The sequence below is a fragment of the Sphingobacterium shayense genome, from assembly GCF_013179575.1.
GTDB lineage: Bacteria > Bacteroidota > Bacteroidia > Sphingobacteriales > Sphingobacteriaceae > Sphingobacterium > Sphingobacterium shayense.
Genome location: NZ_JABMCQ010000067.1, coordinates 1 through 21,034 on the forward strand (window position 1 = coordinate 1; position 21,034 = coordinate 21,034).

At 38.1% G+C, this 21,034-nt stretch carries 21 protein-coding genes; 10 read left to right on the top strand and 11 right to left on the bottom strand.

Translation table 11 applies throughout. The annotated features are described in order from the left end of the window. Positions 1 to 869: AI-2E family transporter (locus HP439_RS09735; protein ID WP_172390145.1), on the top strand; the 869-nt coding region annotated here is incomplete at its 5' end. A 17-nt stretch (positions 870 to 886) separates the two neighbouring features. Here the strand turns inward: HP439_RS09735 and holA are convergent. Further along, positions 887 to 1,897, bottom strand: a complete 1,011-nt coding sequence (gene holA / locus HP439_RS09740) for a DNA polymerase III subunit delta (protein WP_172390146.1) — start codon at positions 1,895 to 1,897, stop codon at positions 887 to 889. A gap of 83 nt (positions 1,898 to 1,980) precedes the next feature. Here holA and HP439_RS09745 point away from each other — a divergent pair, with 83 nt between their 5' ends. The 5 genes from HP439_RS09745 to HP439_RS09765 all read left to right on the top strand — a co-directional run bounded on the left by HP439_RS09745 (position 1,981) and on the right by HP439_RS09765 (position 6,447). Beyond that, positions 1,981 to 2,448 (top strand): type I restriction enzyme HsdR N-terminal domain-containing protein, encoded by a 468-nt coding sequence (locus HP439_RS09745; RefSeq protein ID WP_172390147.1) that lies wholly within the window; start codon positions 1,981 to 1,983, stop codon positions 2,446 to 2,448. Positions 2,449 to 2,507: 59 nt separating this feature from the next. Next, complete coding sequence (locus HP439_RS09750; protein ID WP_172390148.1) at positions 2,508 to 3,209, top strand: ATP-dependent Clp protease proteolytic subunit; 702 nt, start codon at positions 2,508 to 2,510, stop codon at positions 3,207 to 3,209. 7 nt (positions 3,210 to 3,216) lie between these two features. Beyond that, a complete protein-coding gene (gene clpX / locus HP439_RS09755) occupies positions 3,217 to 4,467 on the top strand; it encodes an ATP-dependent Clp protease ATP-binding subunit ClpX (protein ID WP_172390149.1) in 1,251 nt (416 codons plus the stop codon). A gap of 92 nt (positions 4,468 to 4,559) precedes the next feature. Continuing rightward, positions 4,560 to 5,375, top strand: coding sequence for an AMP nucleosidase (locus tag HP439_RS09760; protein WP_172390150.1), 816 nt, complete (start codon positions 4,560 to 4,562; stop codon positions 5,373 to 5,375). Positions 5,376 to 5,715: 340 nt separating this feature from the next. Then, on the top strand, positions 5,716 to 6,447 hold the full coding sequence (locus HP439_RS09765) for an FkbM family methyltransferase (protein WP_172390151.1): 732 nt from the start codon (positions 5,716 to 5,718) through the stop codon (positions 6,445 to 6,447). Here the strand turns inward: HP439_RS09765 and HP439_RS09770 are convergent. From HP439_RS09770 to HP439_RS09810, 9 genes are all read right to left on the bottom strand, one after another. Then, the gene (locus tag HP439_RS09770; RefSeq protein WP_172390152.1) at positions 6,444 to 6,743 is read right to left on the bottom strand and encodes an FtsB family cell division protein; all 300 of its coding nucleotides are present in this window, start codon (positions 6,741 to 6,743) and stop codon (positions 6,444 to 6,446) included. The two genes, HP439_RS09765 and HP439_RS09770, sit on opposite strands and share 4 nt — an antisense overlap. Before the next feature lie 99 nt (positions 6,744 to 6,842). Next, entirely contained in the window at positions 6,843 to 8,141 is a 1,299-nt protein-coding gene (eno, locus tag HP439_RS09775) for a phosphopyruvate hydratase (RefSeq protein WP_172390153.1), read from the bottom strand. A 150-nt stretch (positions 8,142 to 8,291) separates the two neighbouring features. Next, positions 8,292 to 9,392 (bottom strand): glutamine-hydrolyzing carbamoyl-phosphate synthase small subunit, encoded by a 1,101-nt coding sequence (carA, locus tag HP439_RS09780; RefSeq protein ID WP_172390154.1) that lies wholly within the window; start codon positions 9,390 to 9,392, stop codon positions 8,292 to 8,294. A 236-nt stretch (positions 9,393 to 9,628) separates the two neighbouring features. After that, a complete protein-coding gene (locus HP439_RS09785) occupies positions 9,629 to 9,829 on the bottom strand; it encodes a YwbE family protein (RefSeq protein WP_172390155.1) in 201 nt (66 codons plus the stop codon). Between the two features lie 37 nt (positions 9,830 to 9,866). Then, positions 9,867 to 11,186 carry an RIP metalloprotease RseP gene (gene rseP, locus HP439_RS09790; RefSeq protein WP_172390156.1) on the bottom strand — a complete coding sequence of 440 codons (1,320 nt, stop codon included), beginning with the start codon at positions 11,184 to 11,186 and terminating at the stop codon, positions 9,867 to 9,869. 51 nt (positions 11,187 to 11,237) lie between these two features. Next, a complete protein-coding gene (locus HP439_RS09795) occupies positions 11,238 to 12,398 on the bottom strand; it encodes a 1-deoxy-D-xylulose-5-phosphate reductoisomerase (RefSeq protein WP_246229322.1) in 1,161 nt (386 codons plus the stop codon). Positions 12,399 to 12,408: 10 nt separating this feature from the next. Then, positions 12,409 to 13,200, bottom strand: coding sequence for a hypothetical protein (locus HP439_RS09800; protein ID WP_172390157.1), 792 nt, complete (start codon positions 13,198 to 13,200; stop codon positions 12,409 to 12,411). Positions 13,201 to 13,409: 209 nt separating this feature from the next. Continuing rightward, complete coding sequence (locus HP439_RS09805; RefSeq protein ID WP_172390158.1) at positions 13,410 to 15,530, bottom strand: S9 family peptidase; 2,121 nt, start codon at positions 15,528 to 15,530, stop codon at positions 13,410 to 13,412. Positions 15,531 to 15,696: 166 nt separating this feature from the next. Next, a complete protein-coding gene (locus tag HP439_RS09810; RefSeq protein WP_172390159.1) occupies positions 15,697 to 16,032 on the bottom strand; it encodes a DUF3276 family protein in 336 nt (111 codons plus the stop codon). A 274-nt stretch (positions 16,033 to 16,306) separates the two neighbouring features. Here HP439_RS09810 and HP439_RS09815 point away from each other — a divergent pair, with 274 nt between their 5' ends. The 4 genes from HP439_RS09815 to HP439_RS09830 are packed head-to-tail and all read left to right on the top strand — an operon-like array spanning position 16,307 to position 20,454. After that, complete coding sequence (locus tag HP439_RS09815; RefSeq protein WP_172390160.1) at positions 16,307 to 17,197, top strand: LiaF transmembrane domain-containing protein; 891 nt, start codon at positions 16,307 to 16,309, stop codon at positions 17,195 to 17,197. A gap of 5 nt (positions 17,198 to 17,202) precedes the next feature. Then, positions 17,203 to 18,240 (top strand): sensor histidine kinase, encoded by a 1,038-nt coding sequence (locus HP439_RS09820; protein WP_246229323.1) that lies wholly within the window; start codon positions 17,203 to 17,205, stop codon positions 18,238 to 18,240. Next, complete coding sequence (locus HP439_RS09825) at positions 18,233 to 18,973, top strand: LytR/AlgR family response regulator transcription factor (protein ID WP_172390161.1); 741 nt, start codon at positions 18,233 to 18,235, stop codon at positions 18,971 to 18,973. The genes HP439_RS09820 and HP439_RS09825 overlap by 8 nt, the downstream gene beginning before the upstream one ends. 26 nt (positions 18,974 to 18,999) lie before the next feature. Further along, on the top strand, positions 19,000 to 20,454 hold the full coding sequence (locus HP439_RS09830; RefSeq protein ID WP_172390162.1) for a serine hydrolase domain-containing protein: 1,455 nt from the start codon (positions 19,000 to 19,002) through the stop codon (positions 20,452 to 20,454). A gap of 37 nt (positions 20,455 to 20,491) precedes the next feature. Here HP439_RS09830 and HP439_RS09835 read toward each other — a convergent pair whose 3' ends face one another. After that, on the bottom strand, positions 20,492 to 20,974 hold the full coding sequence (locus HP439_RS09835; protein ID WP_172390163.1) for a peroxiredoxin family protein: 483 nt from the start codon (positions 20,972 to 20,974) through the stop codon (positions 20,492 to 20,494). Between the last annotated feature and the right edge of the window lie 60 nt (positions 20,975 to 21,034).

The following is a 21,034-nucleotide window of genomic DNA, read 5'->3' on the forward strand; positions in this document are numbered from 1 at the left end:
AACAAGGAAACAAGCTCCTTTCGAACGTTGGAAGTATGGCTACAGCAACCTTCGGATCTATTGGAAACATGCTTGCTAGCGCAATTTTGGTCCCGCTTTTCAGCTTTTTTCTCTTATACTACCGGGTATTTTTTCGTGAATTCTTCTTCAAAGCTTTTAGCAATGCGCCGCATGCGAAAGTTAACGAAACATTAAATAAAATATACTCTGTTGTACAAAGCTATCTCTTAGGCTTAGTTACAGTGATGGGAATTGTTGCGATTCTTAACACCGTGGGCTTAATGATCCTTGGAATCGACTATGCTTGGTTTTTTGGCACGTTAGCAGCGCTATTGATGCTACTACCCTACATTGGCATTGCTATTGGATCAATCTTGCCCGCTTTGTTTGCATTAGCCGTAAAAGACAGCGCATGGTACGCAATTGGTGTGATTGCGTGGTTTCAGATAGTCCAATTTTTAGAAGGAAACATAATTACCCCAAATATTGTGGGGAGCAAAGTCTCGATTAATCCACTAATGGCAATGATCACGATGATATTAGGAGGCATGCTATTTGGACTATCGGGATTAATATTAGCCTTACCCTTGACTGCAACGATTAAAGTTATCTTCGATGCTGTGCCATCAATGAATGCGTTTGGATTTTTAATTGGCGAACCCGAAAAGGAACATTTAAGGACGAACGCAACTCAAGAGCTGCTTATGAAATGGGGTATCGTTCGGAAAGCGCGAATTAAAAAGAAGATCAAAGTAGACGTAAACATAAAAACGCAAGAACAACCCCAAACAACGGAAATAAAATACAAAGAAATCAACGAATCTAACACTGAGCTTCAGAAAAAAAAGGATAAAACGAGCGAAAGCTAGAAAGAAGCTAATTACACTCAATTCAATATCTTATAAATTAACTCTCGCAATATCTCGCCGTTACTCGTATAGGGTCCAACATTTAATCCCTTCGTTTTCAGATCATATACACATAGTTGATGTATAATATCAAAGGACTTTCTTCTATTAAAATTCCTTGCAGCTGTTTCATAATCCCGAACGAAAAAAGCGTGCACCCCAAGCTCCTTTGCTACCGCAGTTGGGGTTTTGTCTTGTAAGTAATGATATTTTAATAGTTTGGTAAAATAATTCCCCAAGCTCCCCATGACAACTGGAAGAGGATTAGACTTTGGGTTAGAAGCTAGGTAATCGACAATTTGAATAGCTTTCTGCATGTTTCGTGCACCAAGTGCAGATTGAAGCTCAAAAACATTAAAGTGTTTACTGATACCTATATTTTGTTCTATATGAAGCGGAGTAACTTCCTGATTTGACGGCACATTTAATGTCAATTTTTCAATCTCATTAGCTATTTTTGACAAATCAGTACCAAGATAGTCTGCCATCATTGCGGATGCATGCGGATGTATCTTACGATCCAAACTACTAAACTGTTGCGTTATCCACTCTGCCACCTTATAGTCTCGCAATTTCTCAGATTCAATAACTACGCCCGCCTTACTGAACGCGGAGTATACTTTCTTGCGTTTATCAATTTTGCTGTATTTATGCGCTAAAACCAGTATCGTTGTCGGGGTAATATTCTCAAGGTATTTTAAAAGAAATGCTTCCTCCGTCTTCCATTTCAAATCTTGGGCTTCCTTTATAATGATAAGTTGGTTATCGCTCATCATGGGATAACGCTTTGCGGCATTTATAACAGTATCTATACTCGTATCCTTACCATACAAAATAGACTGATCAAATCCTTTTTGGGCATCGTTCAATACAGTACTCTCCAACGTGTCGGTTATTAAATCAATATAGTAGGGCTCTTCTCCGTGCAACAAATACACGGGACTGAACTTACGTTTTTTGATATCCGAAAGTATGGCATTAACATTCATATGGGCTAAAATACAACTTTTATATCGATTCTACTCGGCAGATATTTTTTTGTGTGATCGTTTAAAAAAACGTATTTTTGTATATGTTTCAGCCCATCCCGTTAAACTTGCCTAGCTATTCTTCTAAAATTATACGAAAGTCAGATAAGCTTTATATTTTTGATGAGCTACGTAAACGCGAGTTAGTTTTAACCCCAGAGGAGTGGGTCAGACAACATTGGGTACATTACTTACATAACCATAAAGGTTACCCAAAAACATTAATGCAAATTGAAGGGGGATTGAAACTAAACAACCTACAGAAGAGAAGTGATCTGTTGATCTTCAATAGTTCCAGAGAAAAGATACTTTTGGCAGAGTTTAAAGCACCCACTGTCAAAATTACCGAAAAAACGTTTCACCAGGTTGCCAACTATAATAGCGTTCATAAAATACCGTTACTATTAATCAGCAACGGCTTACAGCATTATTACTGTAGAATATATTTCAAAGAGAGCAAATTTGAGTTTATTCCAGAACTGCCAAATTATAGTTCGGCTCTTAATTTGTAGTTCAGATTAAAATCATATTTTTACATAACATAATTAATCACGTAGAAAAACATAAAATAATGAATATAGATAAAAACGAATTCAGAAAATATGCCATTAAGCATCATCGCATTGGCAGTCAACATGTCGACGGTTTTATCTCGCGCGTTCAACAGAATTCGCCGATGAACCTAACACCATATATCGTTGAGGAACGCCAGTTAAACGTCGCGCAAATGGATGTATTTTCTCGATTAATGATGGACCGTATTATATTCCTAGGTGACGCAATAAATGACCAAGTCGCCAATATTGTACAAGCGCAATTGTTATTTTTACAATCCACAGATGCACAACGCGATATACAAATTTATATAAATTCCCCTGGAGGAAGCGTTTATGCTGGATTAGGAATTTATGACACGATGCAATATATCGCTCCCGACGTAGCTACAATATGCACTGGTATCGCCGCTTCAATGGGGGCCGTACTGTTGGTTGCAGGCGCAAAAGGTAAACGTGCTGCGTTAAAACACGCTCGCGTTATGATTCATCAACCGTCCGGAGGAGCACAAGGTGTTGCCTCAGACATGGAAATCAATTTGCGTGAGATGCTAAAATTAAAGGAAGAATTGTACAACATCATCTCGAGCCATTCTGGGCAAAGCTACAAATGGGTTGAAACGTCATCTGATCGTGATTTTTGGATGAAAGCCGAAGAAGCCAAAGAAGTTGGTATGATTGATGAGGTACTAATGGCTAAAAAAGAAGAAAAAAAATAATTATTCAATGAGTAAGATTAATACCAAAGAGATTCGTTGTTCGTTTTGTGGGATCAGCAAAAATGATGCGCAAATGCTGATTGCTGGTGACGGAGCTCATATTTGCGACCGATGTGTTACGCAGGCCGGCGAAATCTTAACAGAAGAATTAAAACAGCGAAAAAGCAAATCTCTACAAACAACACTAAAACTAATACGACCAGCCGAAATTAAAGAGCATTTGGACCAATATGTCATCGGTCAAGACGATGCCAAGAAAGTTATTTCGGTGTCGGTTTATAACCATTATAAAAGACTCAATCAAAAGGTCGACAAAGACGAAATTGAAATTGAAAAATCCAATCTTATAATCGTTGGAGAAACAGGTACAGGTAAAACATTACTAGCGAAAACGGTTGCTAAGATCCTCAATGTACCATTCTGCATTGTTGATGCGACAGTGTTGACTGAAGCTGGATATGTAGGCGAGGATGTAGAGAGTATTTTAACCCGACTATTGCAAGCTGCCGACTACGATGTAGCAGCTGCTGAGCGAGGGATAATCTACATCGATGAAATAGATAAAATTGCGCGTAAAAGCGACAATCCGTCGATTACACGCGATGTTTCCGGAGAAGGTGTTCAACAAGCGCTTTTAAAGATTCTTGAAGGAACCAATGTGAATGTACCCCCACAAGGTGGACGTAAACATCCGGATCAAAAGATGATCTCTGTAAATACGAGCAATATCCTTTTCATTTGCGGTGGAGCATTCGACGGTATTCAGAAAAAGATTGCCAATCGTTTAAAGACGCAGACGGTAGGATACAAAATGAATGAAGAAGAGACGGAAATCGATCTCCATAACTTGTTCAAATATATTACACCGTTGGATCTAAAGACTTTTGGTTTGATTCCAGAGCTCATCGGCCGTTTACCGGTGTTAACGTACTTAAATCCGTTGGACCGTCAGACACTGTTGAGCATTCTGACTGAACCGAAAAATGCTTTAATTAAGCAATATGTTAAGCTTTTCGAATACGAGGATGTAGAGTTAATATTTGATGCGAATGTATATGACTTTATAGTAGAAAAAGCTTGGGAATTCAAACTTGGAGCAAGGGGATTACGAAGTATCTGTGAGGCAATTATGCTTGATGCGATGTTCGAAATTCCAACCTCAAAAGAACAAGGACAAAGTAGTACACTCCATATAACTCTTGATTATGCAAAGCAAAAATTTGCAAAATCGGATATTAAGAAACTTCAAGTAGCTTAGTTAAAAAATCCCTCTCGCGAGGGATTTTTTTTACCACCATAAAATGATATTTTTCGCCAGAAAAATTATTTCGCAAACTAAATTTCTATGTTATGTCGACAAAAAAAACTATCGAATCTCCAATCACCCCAGGATTAAAAACCAAAAAGGACATTGTCAACAACTGGTTACCACGATACACGGGCTGTCCTCTCGAAGAATTTGAGCCGTACATTCTACTAACGAATTTCTCAAAATACGTAAAAATGTTCTCCGATATGAACGGGAATGCACCTATTTATGGAGAGGATAAAGCGATGCAGGCCTGTTCCGCTGGAGGGATAACAATTATTAATTTTGGAATGGGAAGCCCTATGGCTGCAACCGTAATGGACCTTTTGTCCGCGATCGGGCCCAAAGCAGTATTGTTTTTAGGAAAAACAGGGGGGCTAAAGAAAAAAATTCCCGTCGGGGAACTTATTCTACCGATCGCGGCAATCCGTGGAGAAGGGACATCTAATGACTACTTTCCTGCCGAGGTACCGTCTCTTCCTTCTTTTGCTTTACAAAAAGCTATATCGACAACAATTCGAGATTACGCCAGAGACTACTGGACTGGAACGGTCTATACCACAAATAGACGTGTCTGGGAACATGATAAAGCGTTTAAAAAGTATTTAAAGTCGATCCGTGCCATGGCGGTTGACATGGAGACCGCAACCATTTTTAGTGTAGGATTTGCCAACAAAATTCCAACCGGCGCATTGCTTCTTGTATCAGATCAGCCAATGGTTCCCGAAGGCGTAAAGACCTCAGAAAGCGATCTATCGGTAACTGCAAAGTATGTTGAGACGCATGTTAAAATTGGAATCGATGCGCTAAAACAGCTTATTAACGATGGCCTAACAGTTAAACATTTGAAATTTTAAATGATGCAGCACGGCCAAACAACTTTGAAAGTTAACTTTGTAAATGTTGACTTTCAAAATTAGTTAAAATTACAGAGCAGAGAAATGTGGCCGAAATCGTTATAATGACGTAACACATCGAGTCGGGAGAGTTATGTTAATATCCCACCTACTGAGACTATTAAAAATTATTTATCTCAACACACCAATTATATGTTTTTCTTCGTTACTATATAGATATCGAATCAAAACTTAAGGCTATTACGGATTCATACGGAAGGGATTGACGGTCGTAGTATATTATACACCGCCTATTGCTACCGTAGCTTTATAAACTGGCAAGCTTAAACCTGAACTCTATATGGAGAGAAACAACAAACTTAAACGACTTGAATATTGGATTAAAGCACGTATAGGATTAATAGCCTACATTAAAACACAAAAGAAAATCGATAAGGAATGGTATGGAAATGAGTATGGGGGCTTCTACCTTAATCCGAATTTAATTTGTGAAAACTCTATAATTTACTCTTTCGGGGTGGGCGAAGACATTTCCTTCGATCAATCTATTATAAAGAGACATCAATGTCAGGTATATGCGTTTGACCCTACTCCAAAGTCTATTAACTGGATATCAAAACAGCAATTACCAGAAACCTTTCATTTTTTTCCCTACGGAATAGGTAATAAGACAGAATTAGTAAAATTTCATTTACCCAAAAATAAAGACCACGTTTCGGGAAGTATTTTCAAACATCATTTAGTGGATATAGGAGAATATATAAGCGTTCCCTTAAAATCTTTCGCCGACATAATAGTAGAAACAGGACATCAGGAAATTGATGTTCTTAAGATGGATATTGAAGGATCAGAATACGTCGTTATGGAAGATATTCTAAAATCGAACATTCCGATCAAACAAATACTTTTGGAGACACATGAACGATTCTTTATTGATGGAAAAACAAAAGGACGAATGCTTTTTGCGCTGATGGAGAAATATGGATACAAGATCTTTGCAATATCAGATACCTATCAAGAAATCTCCTTCATAAAAACGGAAAGAAACTCAACTAATAAAGCGACGAGCTAATTCTTTGGGCTTACCCGTTGAATTACATAAACATCTTCGTTATCTTTCTTCATTTTATACCGTTCTCTAGCAATACGTTGGATTTCGGTCTGGTTTTGTTGAACATCCACGATTGCTTTTTCTATTCGGACCGTTTCTGACTCATAATATTCTTTCTCAGATTGTAGCTTCGATTCTTCTTTATAGTAAGAATATTGAGTACTTATATCATAACGGTCGAAAAAACACATCCATACGACGAAGGCTATACCGGCGATTAAGTATTTATTGCGAATCAATAAGAGAAAGCGTTCCATGAAAATATAATCTAAATCCTCCCTAAAGATAAAAATAATTATCAATAAAAAGGGAAGCATTTCACCTTGCTTCCCTTCAAATATGATTTCTAAGTCTAATTATTTCTTGATCGCGTATTTAAAATTACTACCGATAAAACGAGCATTTTCACCAAGCTCCTCCTCGATACGTAGTAACTGATTGTATTTAGCCATACGATCCGAACGTGAAGCAGAGCCCGTTTTAATCTGTCCACAATTCAAAGCAACCGCTAAATCGGCAATCGTAGCATCCTCCGTTTCGCCCGAACGATGGGACATTACCGATGTATAACCGGAATTTTGAGCCAACGTAACAGCATTTATCGTTTCAGTTAATGAGCCAATTTGATTTACTTTCACTAAAATCGAGTTCGCCGTATCATCATCGATACCTTGTTGTAGACGTTTTGTATTTGTAACAAATAAATCGTCACCGACCAGTTGTACACGATCACCAATTTTCTCCGTTAATGTTTTCCAGCCAGACCAGTCATCCTCAGCCATTCCATCTTCAATAGAAATTATAGGATACTTCTCTGTTAACTCAGCTAAATAAGACGCTTGTTCCTCACTAGAACGAATAGCACCTTTTTCGCCTTCAAACTTAGCATAATCATACTTCCCATCCTTAAAAAATTCTGAAGAAGCACAGTCTAATGCTAAACAAATGTCCGATCCTGGTTTGTAACCAGCAGCCTCAATTGCTTTAAGAACGGTTTCAACCGCATCTTCAGTACCTTCAAAAGCAGGAGCAAACCCACCTTCGTCACCGACAGCGGTAGATAGATTTCTATCATGCAGAATTTTCTTTAGGTTGTGGAATACCTCTGTTCCCCATCGTAACGCTTCCGAGAAAGAAGGAGCACCAACAGGCATGATCATAAATTCTTGGAATGCAATAGGTGCATCGGAATGTGAACCACCATTAATGATGTTCATCATAGGAATCGGCAGCGTGTTTGCATTTACACCACCAATATAACGGTATAATGGCTGACGAGATTCCTGTGCTGCAGCTTTCGCAACAGCTAAAGAGACACCAAGAATTGCATTCGCACCTAAATTACCTTTATTTTCTGAGCCGTCAAGCTCGATCATAACTTTATCGATTGAATTTTGTTCAAACACATCAATACCGTTCAACGCTTCGGCAATTTTAGTATTAACATTGGCAACCGCTTTAAGAACCCCTTTTCCTAGGTAACGAGACTTATCACCATCGCGTAATTCAACGGCCTCGTGAATGCCTGTAGAAGCACCAGAAGGTACAGCAGCACGACCAACAAAACCATTTTGTGTAGTAACATCTACTTCAATTGTAGGATTACCGCGCGAATCAAGTATCTGACGCGCATGAACATCAATTATTAAACTCATCTCTTTATTGTCTTTTTAAATTTCTTACTTAGTGTATAACGAACACTAAGATAACATTTATAGTTAGTAATATCAAATATATATATTCCAAATTTCCCTCCAAAATTAAGAATTAAAAAAAGGCTAACCTATAGTTTAGCCTTTTTCAAATTATTCCTTAATCATTGCGATGAAATCGTCAAATAAATAACGTGAATCATGTGGTCCTGGGGAAGACTCCGGATGATACTGAACGGAAAACGCCTTTTTCCCCTTCAAGCGAATACCTTCAATTGATTGGTCATTTAAATTAATATGCGTAACCTCCACCTTATCGGAACTCAATACATCCTCGTTTACCACACCGAAACCGTGATTTTGCGAAGTAATTTCACAACGATTCGCAATAATATTTTTAACGGGATGATTAATGCCACGGTGACCATTATGCATTTTCTGGGTCCGAATACCATTAGCCAACGCTAACATTTGATGCCCCAAACAAATACCGAACATTGGCTTGTCCGCATCAGTAATCGCTTCGATTGTCTTAATAGCATAGTCCATTGCTGCTGGATCCCCTGGGCCATTCGAAATGAAGTAGCCATCTGGTTGCCATTCTTCCATTTCCTCGAACGTTGTACGGGCCGGGAATACTTTTGCGTATACCTGGCGCGAATCAAAGTTACGCAGGATATTTTTCTTAATGCCAAGATCTAATACCGCTATTCTTGTTGGAGCTCCTTCTTCACCATAAAAGTATGGCTCTTTTGTTGATACCAATGACGACAATTCTAAACCTTCCATCGATGGCACCTCTTTCAGTTGTGCTTTGAGCACCTCTGGGTCAAGATTCTCCGAGGAGATAATTGCGTTCATTGCACCTTTATCTCTAATATGGCGAACCAAAGAACGTGTATCAATATCAGATATTCCAACCAGATTTTCTTCTTCAAAATAGTTTTGAATAGATTTGTCTGCGATATGACGACTATAATTTATATTATAGTTTTTACACACTAAACCAGCAATCTGAATATTATCAGATTCTGTGTCTTCTTGGTCAATGCCATAATTACCAATGTGCGCGTTGGTGGTTACCATAATTTGGCCATAATAAGACGGATCGGTAAAGATCTCTTGATAACCCGTAGTGCCTGTATTGAAACAGATTTCTCCCGTAGTTGTTCCAATTTTACCGGCAGCTTTTCCGTGATAAACTGTTCCGTCTTGGAGCACTAAAATTGCTGGTAATTTGCTGTAGTTGGTCATTCTATATTCGTGTATGTATAAGTATTCGCCTAGATATAAAAAAAGCCCAAACGGGCTAAAATAAAATTAAATACCTTGTTTATCAATGTAAACATTGGTGTCTTGCGACGCTGCAACGAGATATGTTACCCCATTTTTCACGAAAGCCAAAGGTACAAATAAATTTATGAAAATTAAAAATTAAAAGAAAACAAATTCAAAGATTTCTTGTTTCACAACTCAAACTCTTGAGTACATTAATCTTCTTCAATGATTTCTTGCACCCTGCCAATCTGCCCATCTTCCAATCGTACTTTTATTCCACGATGATGAAATGGCGCGGAGGTTAATAAATCTTTTACTATCCCTTCCGTTAGTGTTCCTGTCCGTTGATCTTTCTTCAGAACAATGTTTACCAACATTCCGGGTTTAACATTTGCGCGAGTCTTTGTGTCCATTTTCTTCAAAAAAAAGTCAGCCGAGGCTGACTTTGGTTTACCATTTTATTATATCATTTCCTAATGTAAAGATCATAAGAGCAATCAATATGAAGAATCCCACCATTTGCGCTTTTTCCAAAAAATTATCGCTCAAGGGTTTTCCTTGTATCATTTCAACCAATAGAAAAACGACATGTCCTCCATCCAACGCAGGTATGGGCAAAAGATTCATGAAAGCTAAAGCCATCGATAACATACCAACTAAACTCCAGAATTTAGCCCAATTAACCTCGGTACCAAACATCTTCGCGATTCCGACGGGACCAGATAATGCTTTATCAGCACGAACATCTCCTTTAAAGATTTTTCCGAATCCCTTGATATTATCAGTAATGACTGAAAATGCTTTATAGGCACCGATCGGTAATGATTCCACAAAACCATATTTTTGCGTTATCATCGGAAACTTAGCTACTCCGTTAGAAACGCCGACGACAGCACTCGAGTCTATCGCTCCGTTAGTTTGAACCAAACTTCCATTACGCATTACAGTGATTCGTATCGCTTTGCCTATGCTATTTTTTACTTCCGAAGAGAATTGATCAAAGAAAACAATGGGTTTACCGTTTACAGAGATAATACTGTCACCCACCAATAAGTTCATCCGCTCCGCTTCAGAATCTTTAGCCACCAATTCGATACGGTTCATTTTCTCGCGCGGCTGTACAAACTCAACAGACTTATGTTCGGCAATATCATTTAAGATATCCGCAGGTACCTTCAGCTCTTGTTGAGTACCCGCCCTATCAATTGTTAATACAGCATCGCCCATCAACACATCAGAACTCATAACGTCACCGTAAAATTTAATTGCGGGCTTACCATTTACGGCCACAATTTTATCACCTGATTGTATCCCGATCTCTTTCCCAACGATACCGGGAACAACCCCGTACTTTAACTTCGAATTATCAATATCAGATTCGCCATAACTAAATGTCAACATCCAAAACACGAAGATACCAACGATTACATTGACGATAATCCCCCCCAGCATAACAATCAGCCGCTGCCAAGCTGGTTTCGACCGAAACTCCCAAGGTTGCGGTTCTCCTTGAAGTTGCTCCGTATCCATTGATTCATCAATCATTCCCGCAATCTTCACATATCCTCCTAAAGGCAGCCAACCGATACCATACTCACAGCCCTTATAGTTAAATTTAAAAAGTTTCACTCCCCAGGCGTCGAAAAATAAATAAAATTTTTCCACTTTAATTCCAAAAGCGCGTGCTGCCAGAAAGTGTCCTAGTTCATGTAATATAATTAAAATTGACAAGCCTAAAACAACCTGCCCAATCATCACCAATGTTCCCATTAAATTGTATAATTAATTTATTTCCTACAGCTTCACATTTTCATGATCAGCCTACATACTCTTTATTAAATCTCGTGCCACTTTTCGTGTTTCCAAGTCTATTACCAATAAATCTTCTAAACTGGGATTTTTCACCTTTGATAACTGACACAATGTCGCTTCAATAAGGTCACTCATTCCCAAGAAGCAAATTTTATCATGTAAAAACGCATCTACAGCGACTTCGTTCGCCGCGTTCAAAACACAAGAACGATCTCCCCCATCCAACAGACACTGGTACGCCAAGCCTAGATTACGAAAAACATTGGTATCTGCCCTTTCAAAACTCAAAGCCGGGAAATTCACGAAATCAAAACGTTCAAAACTATTAGCCTGCCTAACTGGGTATGTCAATGCATTTTGTATTGGTAGCTTCATATCATGCAACCCTAGTTGAGCTTTTATAGATCCATCTGTGAATTGGACAAGTGAATGAACAATAGATTGGGGATGGACGACCACTTCGATTTGATCAACATCCACATCAAATAACCACTTAGCTTCGATAACCTCCAAACCCTTATTCATCAAAGTTGCTGAATCGATCGTTATTTTTGCACCCATTGTCCAATTTGGATGTTTTAACGCCTGCTCTTTTTTAACACCCCTAAGAAACTCGCGATCTCGACCTCGAAAGGGCCCACCAGAAGCCGTCAATAATATTTTCTCTATTGCATTATCTTCCTCGCCGTACAGACATTGAAATATCGCCGAATGCTCGGAATCTACTGGAAGCATCTTTACTTGATTATCCTTCACCAGATCCATCATTAGCTTACCGGCTACGACTAGTGTTTCTTTGTTTGCTAATGCGATATCTTTTCCTTTTTTTATTGCATTCACAGTTGGACGCAAGCCCGCGGCACCTACTATGGCATTGAGCACAACATCAATATTGTCATATTCAACAACCTCTTCTAACGATCTTTCGCCAGCGTAAACCGAAACTCCAAACTTGTGAAGGGCTTCGTAAACCTTACTGTATAAATCTTGTTGAACAATAACAACAGCCTTGGGTTTAAACTCCAGCGCCTGCGTAATAAGCAAGTCTGCATTTGTGGCGGCCGTTAAAATCGTAACTTGGAGTAAATCGGGAAATGCTTTAACAACCTCCAGGGCCTGCGTACCGATGCTACCCGTAGAACCCAATATAGCGATATTTTTCTTCTTCAAAATAGGCGTATTAAATAATATTCTTGAGCAGTTTTGGATCATCTCCTCCATCATAATCCTTCAACATTTCTTGGTAAGCGACTGCCATCACTAAACTAACCGAAGGTATAACAAAAAAGGTATTTATAAAACTAAATATCTTTGCGGCGATAAAATACTCAAAATACTCGAATGACAATTGAAATATATAAGCCAATCCGATCGTTAGAAACAAAAGCAATAAACTAACGACGTTCCCTCGTGTTAGCGCGATACTTAATCTACAGGCTCTAAACAAGTTGGTGTTTTTATCGGCGATGAAATATGGAAAAAACGTAATACGAATAAGTACGAACAACATAATGAGTCCCGTCAGGAAGGGATTTACCTCCATACTCAGTGTTTTCATATCTATCCCGAGAAACAATAGCGGAAAGCTCACGATAGAAGTGAGTAAATACACAACACCAACTAAGACGGAGTAAAAAACAAAGCCTAAGAGGAAATTTAAAAATTGCTTCGTCGATGGGATATAATCTTTAAAGTCAGCATGCTCTATCCCATGTGCTAAAAGCAATGCTCGTTTAATTAAAATCAACTGTGTCCCAAAAAAGACCGTCATAAACAAGAAGCATAAGAACCATTTTAGCACAACACTACTATAATCTTGCAAATTCCAGGCTAAGTAACTTGAAGTATTAGATGTGACAAACAAAAGGAAGCAAAGTCCCGCTATGGAAAAATAATGACTCTTTAAAATCCCTATTGCTCTCAAGAAAACATCATTTGCCTTAAATGTACATTGTTTTAGATATTGTAGCATACTATAGAATAATTATGCAAATATGAGATTATTTTTAGTTTACATCAATTATCAGCAAAACATATTTACCTCTACGTTGGAATATTCACTGAGTCCTCGGCAACCTTAAAACGCCCAAGGGGTTCTAATGTACCTGCTAATTTATATCATAAGGTCCTGTTAAAATTAAACTTCTAGACAGGACCTTATGATATGATATTAATGTTTAGTTATTTAAAATCCTCGGGGACTGGTTTCTCCAACAAATATTGATAATAAAATCGAACCCGTTCCTTAAAATCATACGCGGATTTTGAACGATCAAAACCATGTCTGCTCCCCGGGTAAATCATGAGCTCAAATGGAATACTTCGATCCGTTAATGCGTCTACAAGTTGAATAGTATTCTGTAAATGTACATTATCATCCATGTCACCATGCATAATACGCAACACCCCTTTATAATTATCTACGTACGATAGTACCGAGCCGCTCTTATAGCCTTCTGAATTATCTTGAGGGGTGTCCATCCATCGCTCCGTATAATGTGAGTCATATAAATCCCAGCTTGTTACTGGAGCGCCAGCAATACCAAAATCAAAATAATCAGCACCTTTTGTTAACGCCAAACACGTCATATACCCACCGTAACTATGGCCCGTGATAAGAAGTTTATCCTTTGTGACCCAAGGTTTAGCTTTCAACCATTTAGCGATCGTAATATAATCCACCATCTCCCACTTACCTAAGCTCCTGTGCATTAAAGAAACGCCTCGTTTACCAAAATGTCCCGACGCGCGGTGGTCACACGTAATTTGTATTATACCCTCTTTTGCCCAATATTGGTTTGATGTCCCTTTCCACGTATCTCGAACGGTTCCAGCGTCCGGTCCACCATAAATACTCATTATAACAGGATATTGTTTATTCTCTTCGAAATTTACTGGATAAGTAATAATCACTGGAAGATCAAATTGACCATCGTCAGATTTTATAGTAAAATAACTAGTCTTCCCTACATTATATTGATCAAAATTCGGCGACTTGCTATCGGCTAGCTCTCGAACTAGTTTACCCCTAGTATCGACCAATGCCACTTTACTCGGTGTAGTTACGTTAGAATAGGTTGTAATAAAATACTTCCCATCAGGAGAAACCTTTACGTCATGCGTATAGTCTCCGAAAGTTAAGCGTTTCAAATTTTTACCATTATAATCAACACGATAAAGGTCTACCCTCGCCGAGTTTTCCTTACGTGCGGTAAAAAAAATAACCTCATTCGGTTCGTCAATATATTCTAAGGATAGCACCTGCCATTCACCAGAAGTAATCGGGTTCAATAATTTTCCCTTAAGTGTATACAAGTAATAATGTGCCCATCCCGTACGGTCAGATTTCAAAATATACTGTTTATTATCTGCTAGGTACGTAACTCGTTCCTCATGATCAAGATTTATCCAACTATCTTGCTTTTCGTCATACAATTCAAGTTTTGATCCATCAGTCGGGTTTACGGAATAAAATTTCAGATTCGTTTGATCTCTGTTCATCCATTGGACCATAATCGATTTACTATCAAAACTCCAATACGGGGCGCCGAAATATTGATCATCCTCTTCTTTAAAATCCGCCCAGGTTACAGATTTCCCTTCAATACTTGCAATTCCTAATTTTACTGCGGGATTAGGATCTCCAGCCTTAGGGTAACGGGTTTTTTCGACATAGCCGTGTTGCCCTTGGGACCCATAAATCGGAAACATCGGTACATTGGTATCATCAAAACGCATAAATGCGATCTTTTTGCTATCAGGTGACCACCAAAATGCTTTATATTCCGTGGATCGCCCGAGAATTTCCTCATAATACACCCAAGAAGCCCAACCGTTATAAATCACATCGGTTCCATCGTTCGTATGACGAATTTCGCTTCCATCTGAAATTTTAATACTAAATAAATCGTTAGCGCGCGTAAATGCAACATAACTCCCGTCGGGCGAAAGAGTCGGATTTTTTTCGGACACCTTTGGTGAATCGGTTATTTTCTTTGGTTCACCCTCGCCATAACGTATATAGATATCATTCTCGTTTATGTAGAGAGCGACATCTGATTTCGGTTGCGGTGTGTATAAAGAGCGCTCGTTCGTTTTAATATCAACTTTATAGACTTTGTTATCGTTCACATCTTTCTCCAAATAATGGGTATTATCTGCCCAACCTGTATACTGATTAATACTATTTGTGATGGATAACTCTCGTCCCCATGATTGAGAAAAATTAAGATCTTTTTTTTGTGCTTGCAATTGCGTCACAAAAAGGACACTCAGAAATGAAGTAGCAATAATTTTATTCATATGTATCGTTGATAATGCAACGAAAATAAGAATTATTCACTTATGAAAAGTGCTGGAATTGTAATATGTTTATGCGATCATTCCACAAAAGCGATCTATAGAGGACATTTTTTGATTAAAAAAAGCCACTCAAATTAAGTGGCTTCATCTATTTCCTGCAGTAACCTTAGAATGAAAAGTCGTCCTTTTGAACAACTCCGTTACCTTCGTAATTCGTTTCCTCTTGGTTTGGTTCGTAACGCTTTTCCACAACCTCTTGATTGGATTTAATATACTCCACAACATCGGTCAACCCTTCTGCAAACTTCTCGAAGTCTTCTTTATACAAGAAAATCTTGTGTTTAATAAATTGACCATCTTCAAACCGCTTTTTGCTTTCCGTGATAGTCACATAGTAATCATTTGAACGAGTAGCTTTCACGTCAAAAAAATAAGTACGTTTACCCGCTCTCACCTTTTTTGAAAATACTTCTTCGCGCTCTTTGTTTTCAAAATCTCCCATTAGTAATGTAAGTATTTAAGTTTAAATCCCTTTTCAGTTATAAATATATAATAATTAATTTCAAACACCCAAATTTTAGAAAAAATATTATTATTTTTTATTCTATAATTTAGTTTTGGGTTGATGATTTCTTTTCTCCCATGATAGAGGTTGAAAATTTCACCGAAAAATTAACGGTGTTTACCGAAAAAGTGCGATGTATTACCTATTTTGGCTTAGTGAATCTTTTGTAATGCGCTACTTTTGATTCAAACAATAAAAACAAGATATCAAAATGGAAAGAGACAGAGAACATAAATCAACCCCACCACCTACCCCTCCTAGGAACAACAAAAGCGCAAATATTGTTGGGGCAATCATCGTATTCCTTGGTTTAGCATTGCTATTAAAAAACTTGAACATGGGAATCTGGTTCCCTCGGTGGATTTTTGGATGGGAAATGATATTAATAATTATTGGCCTAGTAATAGGTGTAAACTCTCGCTTCGAGAAAAAATCATCGGTTATCCTAATTGCAATTGGTGGGCTATTCCTACTCAAAGATTTAACCAATCTTTCTTTCATGGGCGTCATATTGCCTTTGGGAGCGATCATAATCGGCATATATCTTATACTGAAAAACCGGAACCAAAGCGCAAATCTCCCACCAACACCTCCCACCATCCCATCGAACAAGGATGAATTTGATTGGGATAAGCGCGTAAACACAAACCAAGCTAATGACGTCGTGGAGCCGTTGTACACGCCATTCCAAACAGATGAACCCGGTTCTGCCCATACCACAAATCAAGGGCAGAGCCAAGGAGAAAGGTTTCAATACGAGGGCGAAAACTACATCAAAATAGACTCTGTCTTCGGCCACGCTAGAAAAGTCGTTTTTTCTAAATCATTTCTTGGAGGGACATTAACAAATGTCTTCGGAAGTACCGAAATAAACCTTCTACAAGCAGACATGCCTCAGCCTGTAGCACTCGACGTTTTTCAATTATTTGGAAGTACTAAAATAATCGTCCCCCCTCATTGGGTCGTTGTAACAACCGTTTCATCCATTTTAAGTGAGAACGATGATCGCCGCGTCATATTAACAAAAATAGTTGATCAAAATAAGAGTCTGTATATTACTGGTACATCTATATTCGGTAACATTACCATAAAAAATAGCTGAAACTGATGATTTTTAAATTATCATCGAAGAACCGATTAATCCATGCAAGTTCATGGACTATTTGTATTTTATATTTTATACTATCCTATTTCCTTTTATGGTGGGATTTGCGACCTCAACCTATTTCGCCCTATGAACCACTCATTGGCGCTCTCTCGATCACCACCTGCTGCTACCTTATTTATAGCACACTACAATATTATCTACCCCGTAAAAATCAATACCTGAAGATTACGTTAATCTGTCTGATATTGACCCTCATGAGTATTGGGTTGTCATTATTTTTCTTAAACCAATTCTTTGATGATCTCTCCCTTACCCATTTTTACGAGGTGTTGCCATACCGATTTATTATCAACTTCCTCTTATTGTTGTGTGCAATTATCATTAACATATTTTGGAACATACAAGAGGAATATGAGGATAATAAAAAACGTAAGGAAGAATCCGAAAGAATTCTCCGTGATGCGGAGCTCTACAATCTTCGACAACAATTACAACCGCATTTCCTGTTTAACAGCCTCAATTCTATAATCGCCCTTATAGGTGTCAAACCAGAGGAAGCGAAGAATATGACCTTTCAATTATCTGATTTTTTAAGGGGAACAATGCGTAAGGATGACAAACAATTGATTTCGTTAAAAGATGAGATCGCTCATTTACGACTTTATTTAGACATTGAAAAAGTCAGGTTTGGTCATCGCCTTTCCACGGCCTTCCAGATAGGCGAAGAGATTGACGAAACCAAAGTACCCGCTATGATTATTCAACCTGTACTCGAAAACGCTATTAAATTTGGACTTTATAATATTATTGGTGATGTCGAGATAACCATCGATATCCATACTTCAAATTACTTACTTTTCATTACAATTACGAATCCATATGACTCAGATCAATTCGAGACAAAAAAAGGAACAGGATTTGGTCTATCAAGCATACGGCGAAGACTATTCTTATTATACGGACGTACAGATCTACTAGAGACATCCATGACAAACAATATATTTACCACCACACTAAAAATACCGCAATATGATTAAAACAATTGTTATCGACGACGAACCGTTAGCTCGCATGATCATCATGGACTACCTCAAGCAATATCAAGATTTTCAAATCGTTGCCGAGTGTGGAGACGGCTTCCAAGGAGCAAAAGCGATACAGGAACATACTCCCGACCTCATTTTCTTGGACATACAGATGCCTAAGCTTACCGGCTTCGAAATGCTCGAGATTATCGACGAAATACCCAACGTAATTTTCACGACTGCTTTTGACGAATATGCAATCAAGGCTTTTGAAAAAAACGCGATCGACTACTTACTTAAGCCAATCAGTAAAGACAGGTTTGAACGCGCAATTAATAAATTGAGAAATAACCTACCCAACACGGAGACTCCGTTAAAGACCAGCGAACAAGTAAAGGCAATAAGAGAAGACGAATCTCTCGAACGAATTGTCGTTAAAAATGGGACGCAAATCAAAATTATACCTGTACAACAGGTGACTTACTTAGAGGCATATGACGATTACGTTAAAATACACACTAAAGATGCGGTATTTCTAAAAAATAAAACCATGGCCTCTTTTGAAAAACAACTAGATCCAAAGCAATTTGTCCGTGTTCATCGTTCGTTCATCACTAAAGTCGATCAGCTCGCTAAAATAGAACCGATGGAGAAAGAAAGCTATATTGCAACTTTACTTACTGGCGAAAAAATAAACGTGAGCAAATCTGGCTATGCACGTTTAAAACAAATAATTGGCTTATAAATAATAGATTCTGTAATTTTGTGTCTATGAGCCGTAAAATATTATTCATTCTGTTTTCTATACTTTCATTTACTTGTTATTCGCAAAGTAAGTCTGAAGCCATCAATCGATCGGTATTCAACAAAATTGAATTCTTTATTAATACACAGTTAACGGACTCCATCTATAACCTCGCTTCGGAAGCATTTAAAGAGAAAATAAGTGCGGACCAGCTTGCATATACACTCAACAATGTATACCAGTTGGGTCGTATTCGAAATGTTCAAGTTGTCGACTTTAATAAGAACACTGCAACCTACAAACTTGAATTTGATCAATATAATATCGACACAAAATTCTCTCTCGACAGTACGTTTCATTTCGATATACTATCGTTTTTACCTGCAGAAAAAACGATAGATACAACTGATAAACAAGATATCAAGTCAAAAACATCGATTTTGACGAAAGTCGAGGCTATATCTCCGACAGATTTTTATATCGATTCAATTGCAAACACATATATCAACGAAGGAAATGCACAGTCCCTGACTATAGCTCTTTTTCATAAAAACAAATACAAATCTTTTCTATATGGGGAAACAGAAAAGGGCAACGGAACGCTTCCTTCAGATACAACGCTATACGAGATAGGCTCCCTAACCAAAATATTTACGGCTATACTTCTCGCTGATTTAGTGACACGAGAAGTAATAAATCTTGACGACACAATCACAAATTTCTTACCAGACTCCGTATCCCAAAACTCTTCAATTCAAGGAATTACATTCAAGCAGTTAGCAAACCACACATCTGGATTACCTCGCTTGGCTAGCAACGCCGACGAAGTTGCTGACTTCAAAATAAACGACCCGTATGCCAACTATAAACGAACAGACCTATTCCAATTTTTAAAAAATTATGAAATGAACCCCGAACGATCCGGGAGCTACGAATATAGCAATCTAGGCTATGGGCTTCTGGGGGAATTAGTTTCCTCTATCAATAAAAAGCCATATATACAGTGTGTACAAGAGATAATTCTAACACCTTTAAAAATGAGCAATACAACAGATAAGTCGGTAATAAACTCGAAACATCTAATTACCGGATATGATAATCAAGGCCAACCAACGAATGCGTGGACATTCGATGTTATGGTTGGTGCCGGGGGATTAAAATCTACCGCGCGCGATTTGATGTTGTTGGCATTAGAACAGTTTAAAATGCCTGAAAACAAATTTCAGTATGCCTTGGCCCTAACTAGGCAGTTTACCGCTTTCACTCCAGACAATACAGATATTGGCTTAGCTTGGCGAATGAGTATGCTGGACGGACTGATCTATTTTCATCATTCTGGAGCCACAGGCGGTAGCACTTCCTTTATTGGAATTTCGCCCGACACAAAATCAGCAATCGTGGTACTGTCTAATTCCACACAAAGCGTCGATTCAATTAGTAAAGCGATCTTAGAAAAGATCATCGGAGATCCGAACGAGTAGAACATTTTCAAACTTCAGGTAGTTCAACCAATTCATTTTAAAAAAATGAACGCATTTTAGCTATTTCATAGTCTCCCTGAAATGATTTAATTAATTTCAGACTGCGCGCATCGTACAAATATGTCGCTGGATAATTCTCCGGTAAAAAATATTCAAAAAACTCTGTGCCAGGATCGCGCCAGAACGATACGTGTGCTTTACCAATAAGGGTTTTTCCAAACATATTGACAAAGCCTTTAATATGAGTTACGCTCTGCATGCAAATAAAAAAGACAGAAATTTCCTTAAATTCTTCAAAGTCATCCGCTATTCCTTGCGCAAATTGTTGACAGTGAGAACAACCAGGATCATAAAACACTAGCATAATTTTACCCGTCTTCGGTAGCGATTCTTTAAATACACGTGTGCTGTCATCAACGTTGTATATAGTTTTCAGAATTGGTAATTGTTGTTTATCATTTTGGCCCAAGCAAGCCTGCCACATTAAAAGAAATATAATCAATAATCTATTTTTTGTCATTATTTTAAATTTAGCCTTTAATCAGCATTCCACCCCCTAAATTGGACGTTAATTTCGGAA

Coding starts and splice junctions, on each gene's coding strand:
- holA (WP_172390146.1), bottom strand. CDS start 1,897: ATGAATGTTAATGCCATACTTTCGGATATCAAAAAACGTAAGTTCAGT.
- HP439_RS09745 (WP_172390147.1), top strand. CDS start 1,981: ATGTTTCAGCCCATCCCGTTAAACTTGCCTAGCTATTCTTCTAAAATT.
- HP439_RS09750 (WP_172390148.1), top strand. CDS start 2,508: ATGAATATAGATAAAAACGAATTCAGAAAATATGCCATTAAGCATCAT.
- clpX (WP_172390149.1), top strand. CDS start 3,217: ATGAGTAAGATTAATACCAAAGAGATTCGTTGTTCGTTTTGTGGGATC.
- HP439_RS09760 (WP_172390150.1), top strand. CDS start 4,560: ATGTCGACAAAAAAAACTATCGAATCTCCAATCACCCCAGGATTAAAA.
- HP439_RS09765 (WP_172390151.1), top strand. CDS start 5,716: ATGGAGAGAAACAACAAACTTAAACGACTTGAATATTGGATTAAAGCA.
- HP439_RS09770 (WP_172390152.1), bottom strand. CDS start 6,743: ATGGAACGCTTTCTCTTATTGATTCGCAATAAATACTTAATCGCCGGT.
- eno (WP_172390153.1), bottom strand. CDS start 8,141: ATGAGTTTAATAATTGATGTTCATGCGCGTCAGATACTTGATTCGCGC.
- carA (WP_172390154.1), bottom strand. CDS start 9,392: ATGACCAACTACAGCAAATTACCAGCAATTTTAGTGCTCCAAGACGGA.
- HP439_RS09785 (WP_172390155.1), bottom strand. CDS start 9,829: ATGGACACAAAGACTCGCGCAAATGTTAAACCCGGAATGTTGGTAAAC.
- rseP (WP_172390156.1), bottom strand. CDS start 11,186: ATGGGAACATTGGTGATGATTGGGCAGGTTGTTTTAGGCTTGTCAATT.
- HP439_RS09800 (WP_172390157.1), bottom strand. CDS start 13,200: ATGCTACAATATCTAAAACAATGTACATTTAAGGCAAATGATGTTTTC.
- HP439_RS09805 (WP_172390158.1), bottom strand. CDS start 15,530: ATGAATAAAATTATTGCTACTTCATTTCTGAGTGTCCTTTTTGTGACG.
- HP439_RS09810 (WP_172390159.1), bottom strand. CDS start 16,032: ATGGGAGATTTTGAAAACAAAGAGCGCGAAGAAGTATTTTCAAAAAAG.
- HP439_RS09815 (WP_172390160.1), top strand. CDS start 16,307: ATGGAAAGAGACAGAGAACATAAATCAACCCCACCACCTACCCCTCCT.
- HP439_RS09820 (WP_246229323.1), top strand. CDS start 17,203: ATGATTTTTAAATTATCATCGAAGAACCGATTAATCCATGCAAGTTCA.
- HP439_RS09825 (WP_172390161.1), top strand. CDS start 18,233: ATGATTAAAACAATTGTTATCGACGACGAACCGTTAGCTCGCATGATC.
- HP439_RS09830 (WP_172390162.1), top strand. CDS start 19,000: ATGAGCCGTAAAATATTATTCATTCTGTTTTCTATACTTTCATTTACT.
- HP439_RS09835 (WP_172390163.1), bottom strand. CDS start 20,974: ATGACAAAAAATAGATTATTGATTATATTTCTTTTAATGTGGCAGGCT.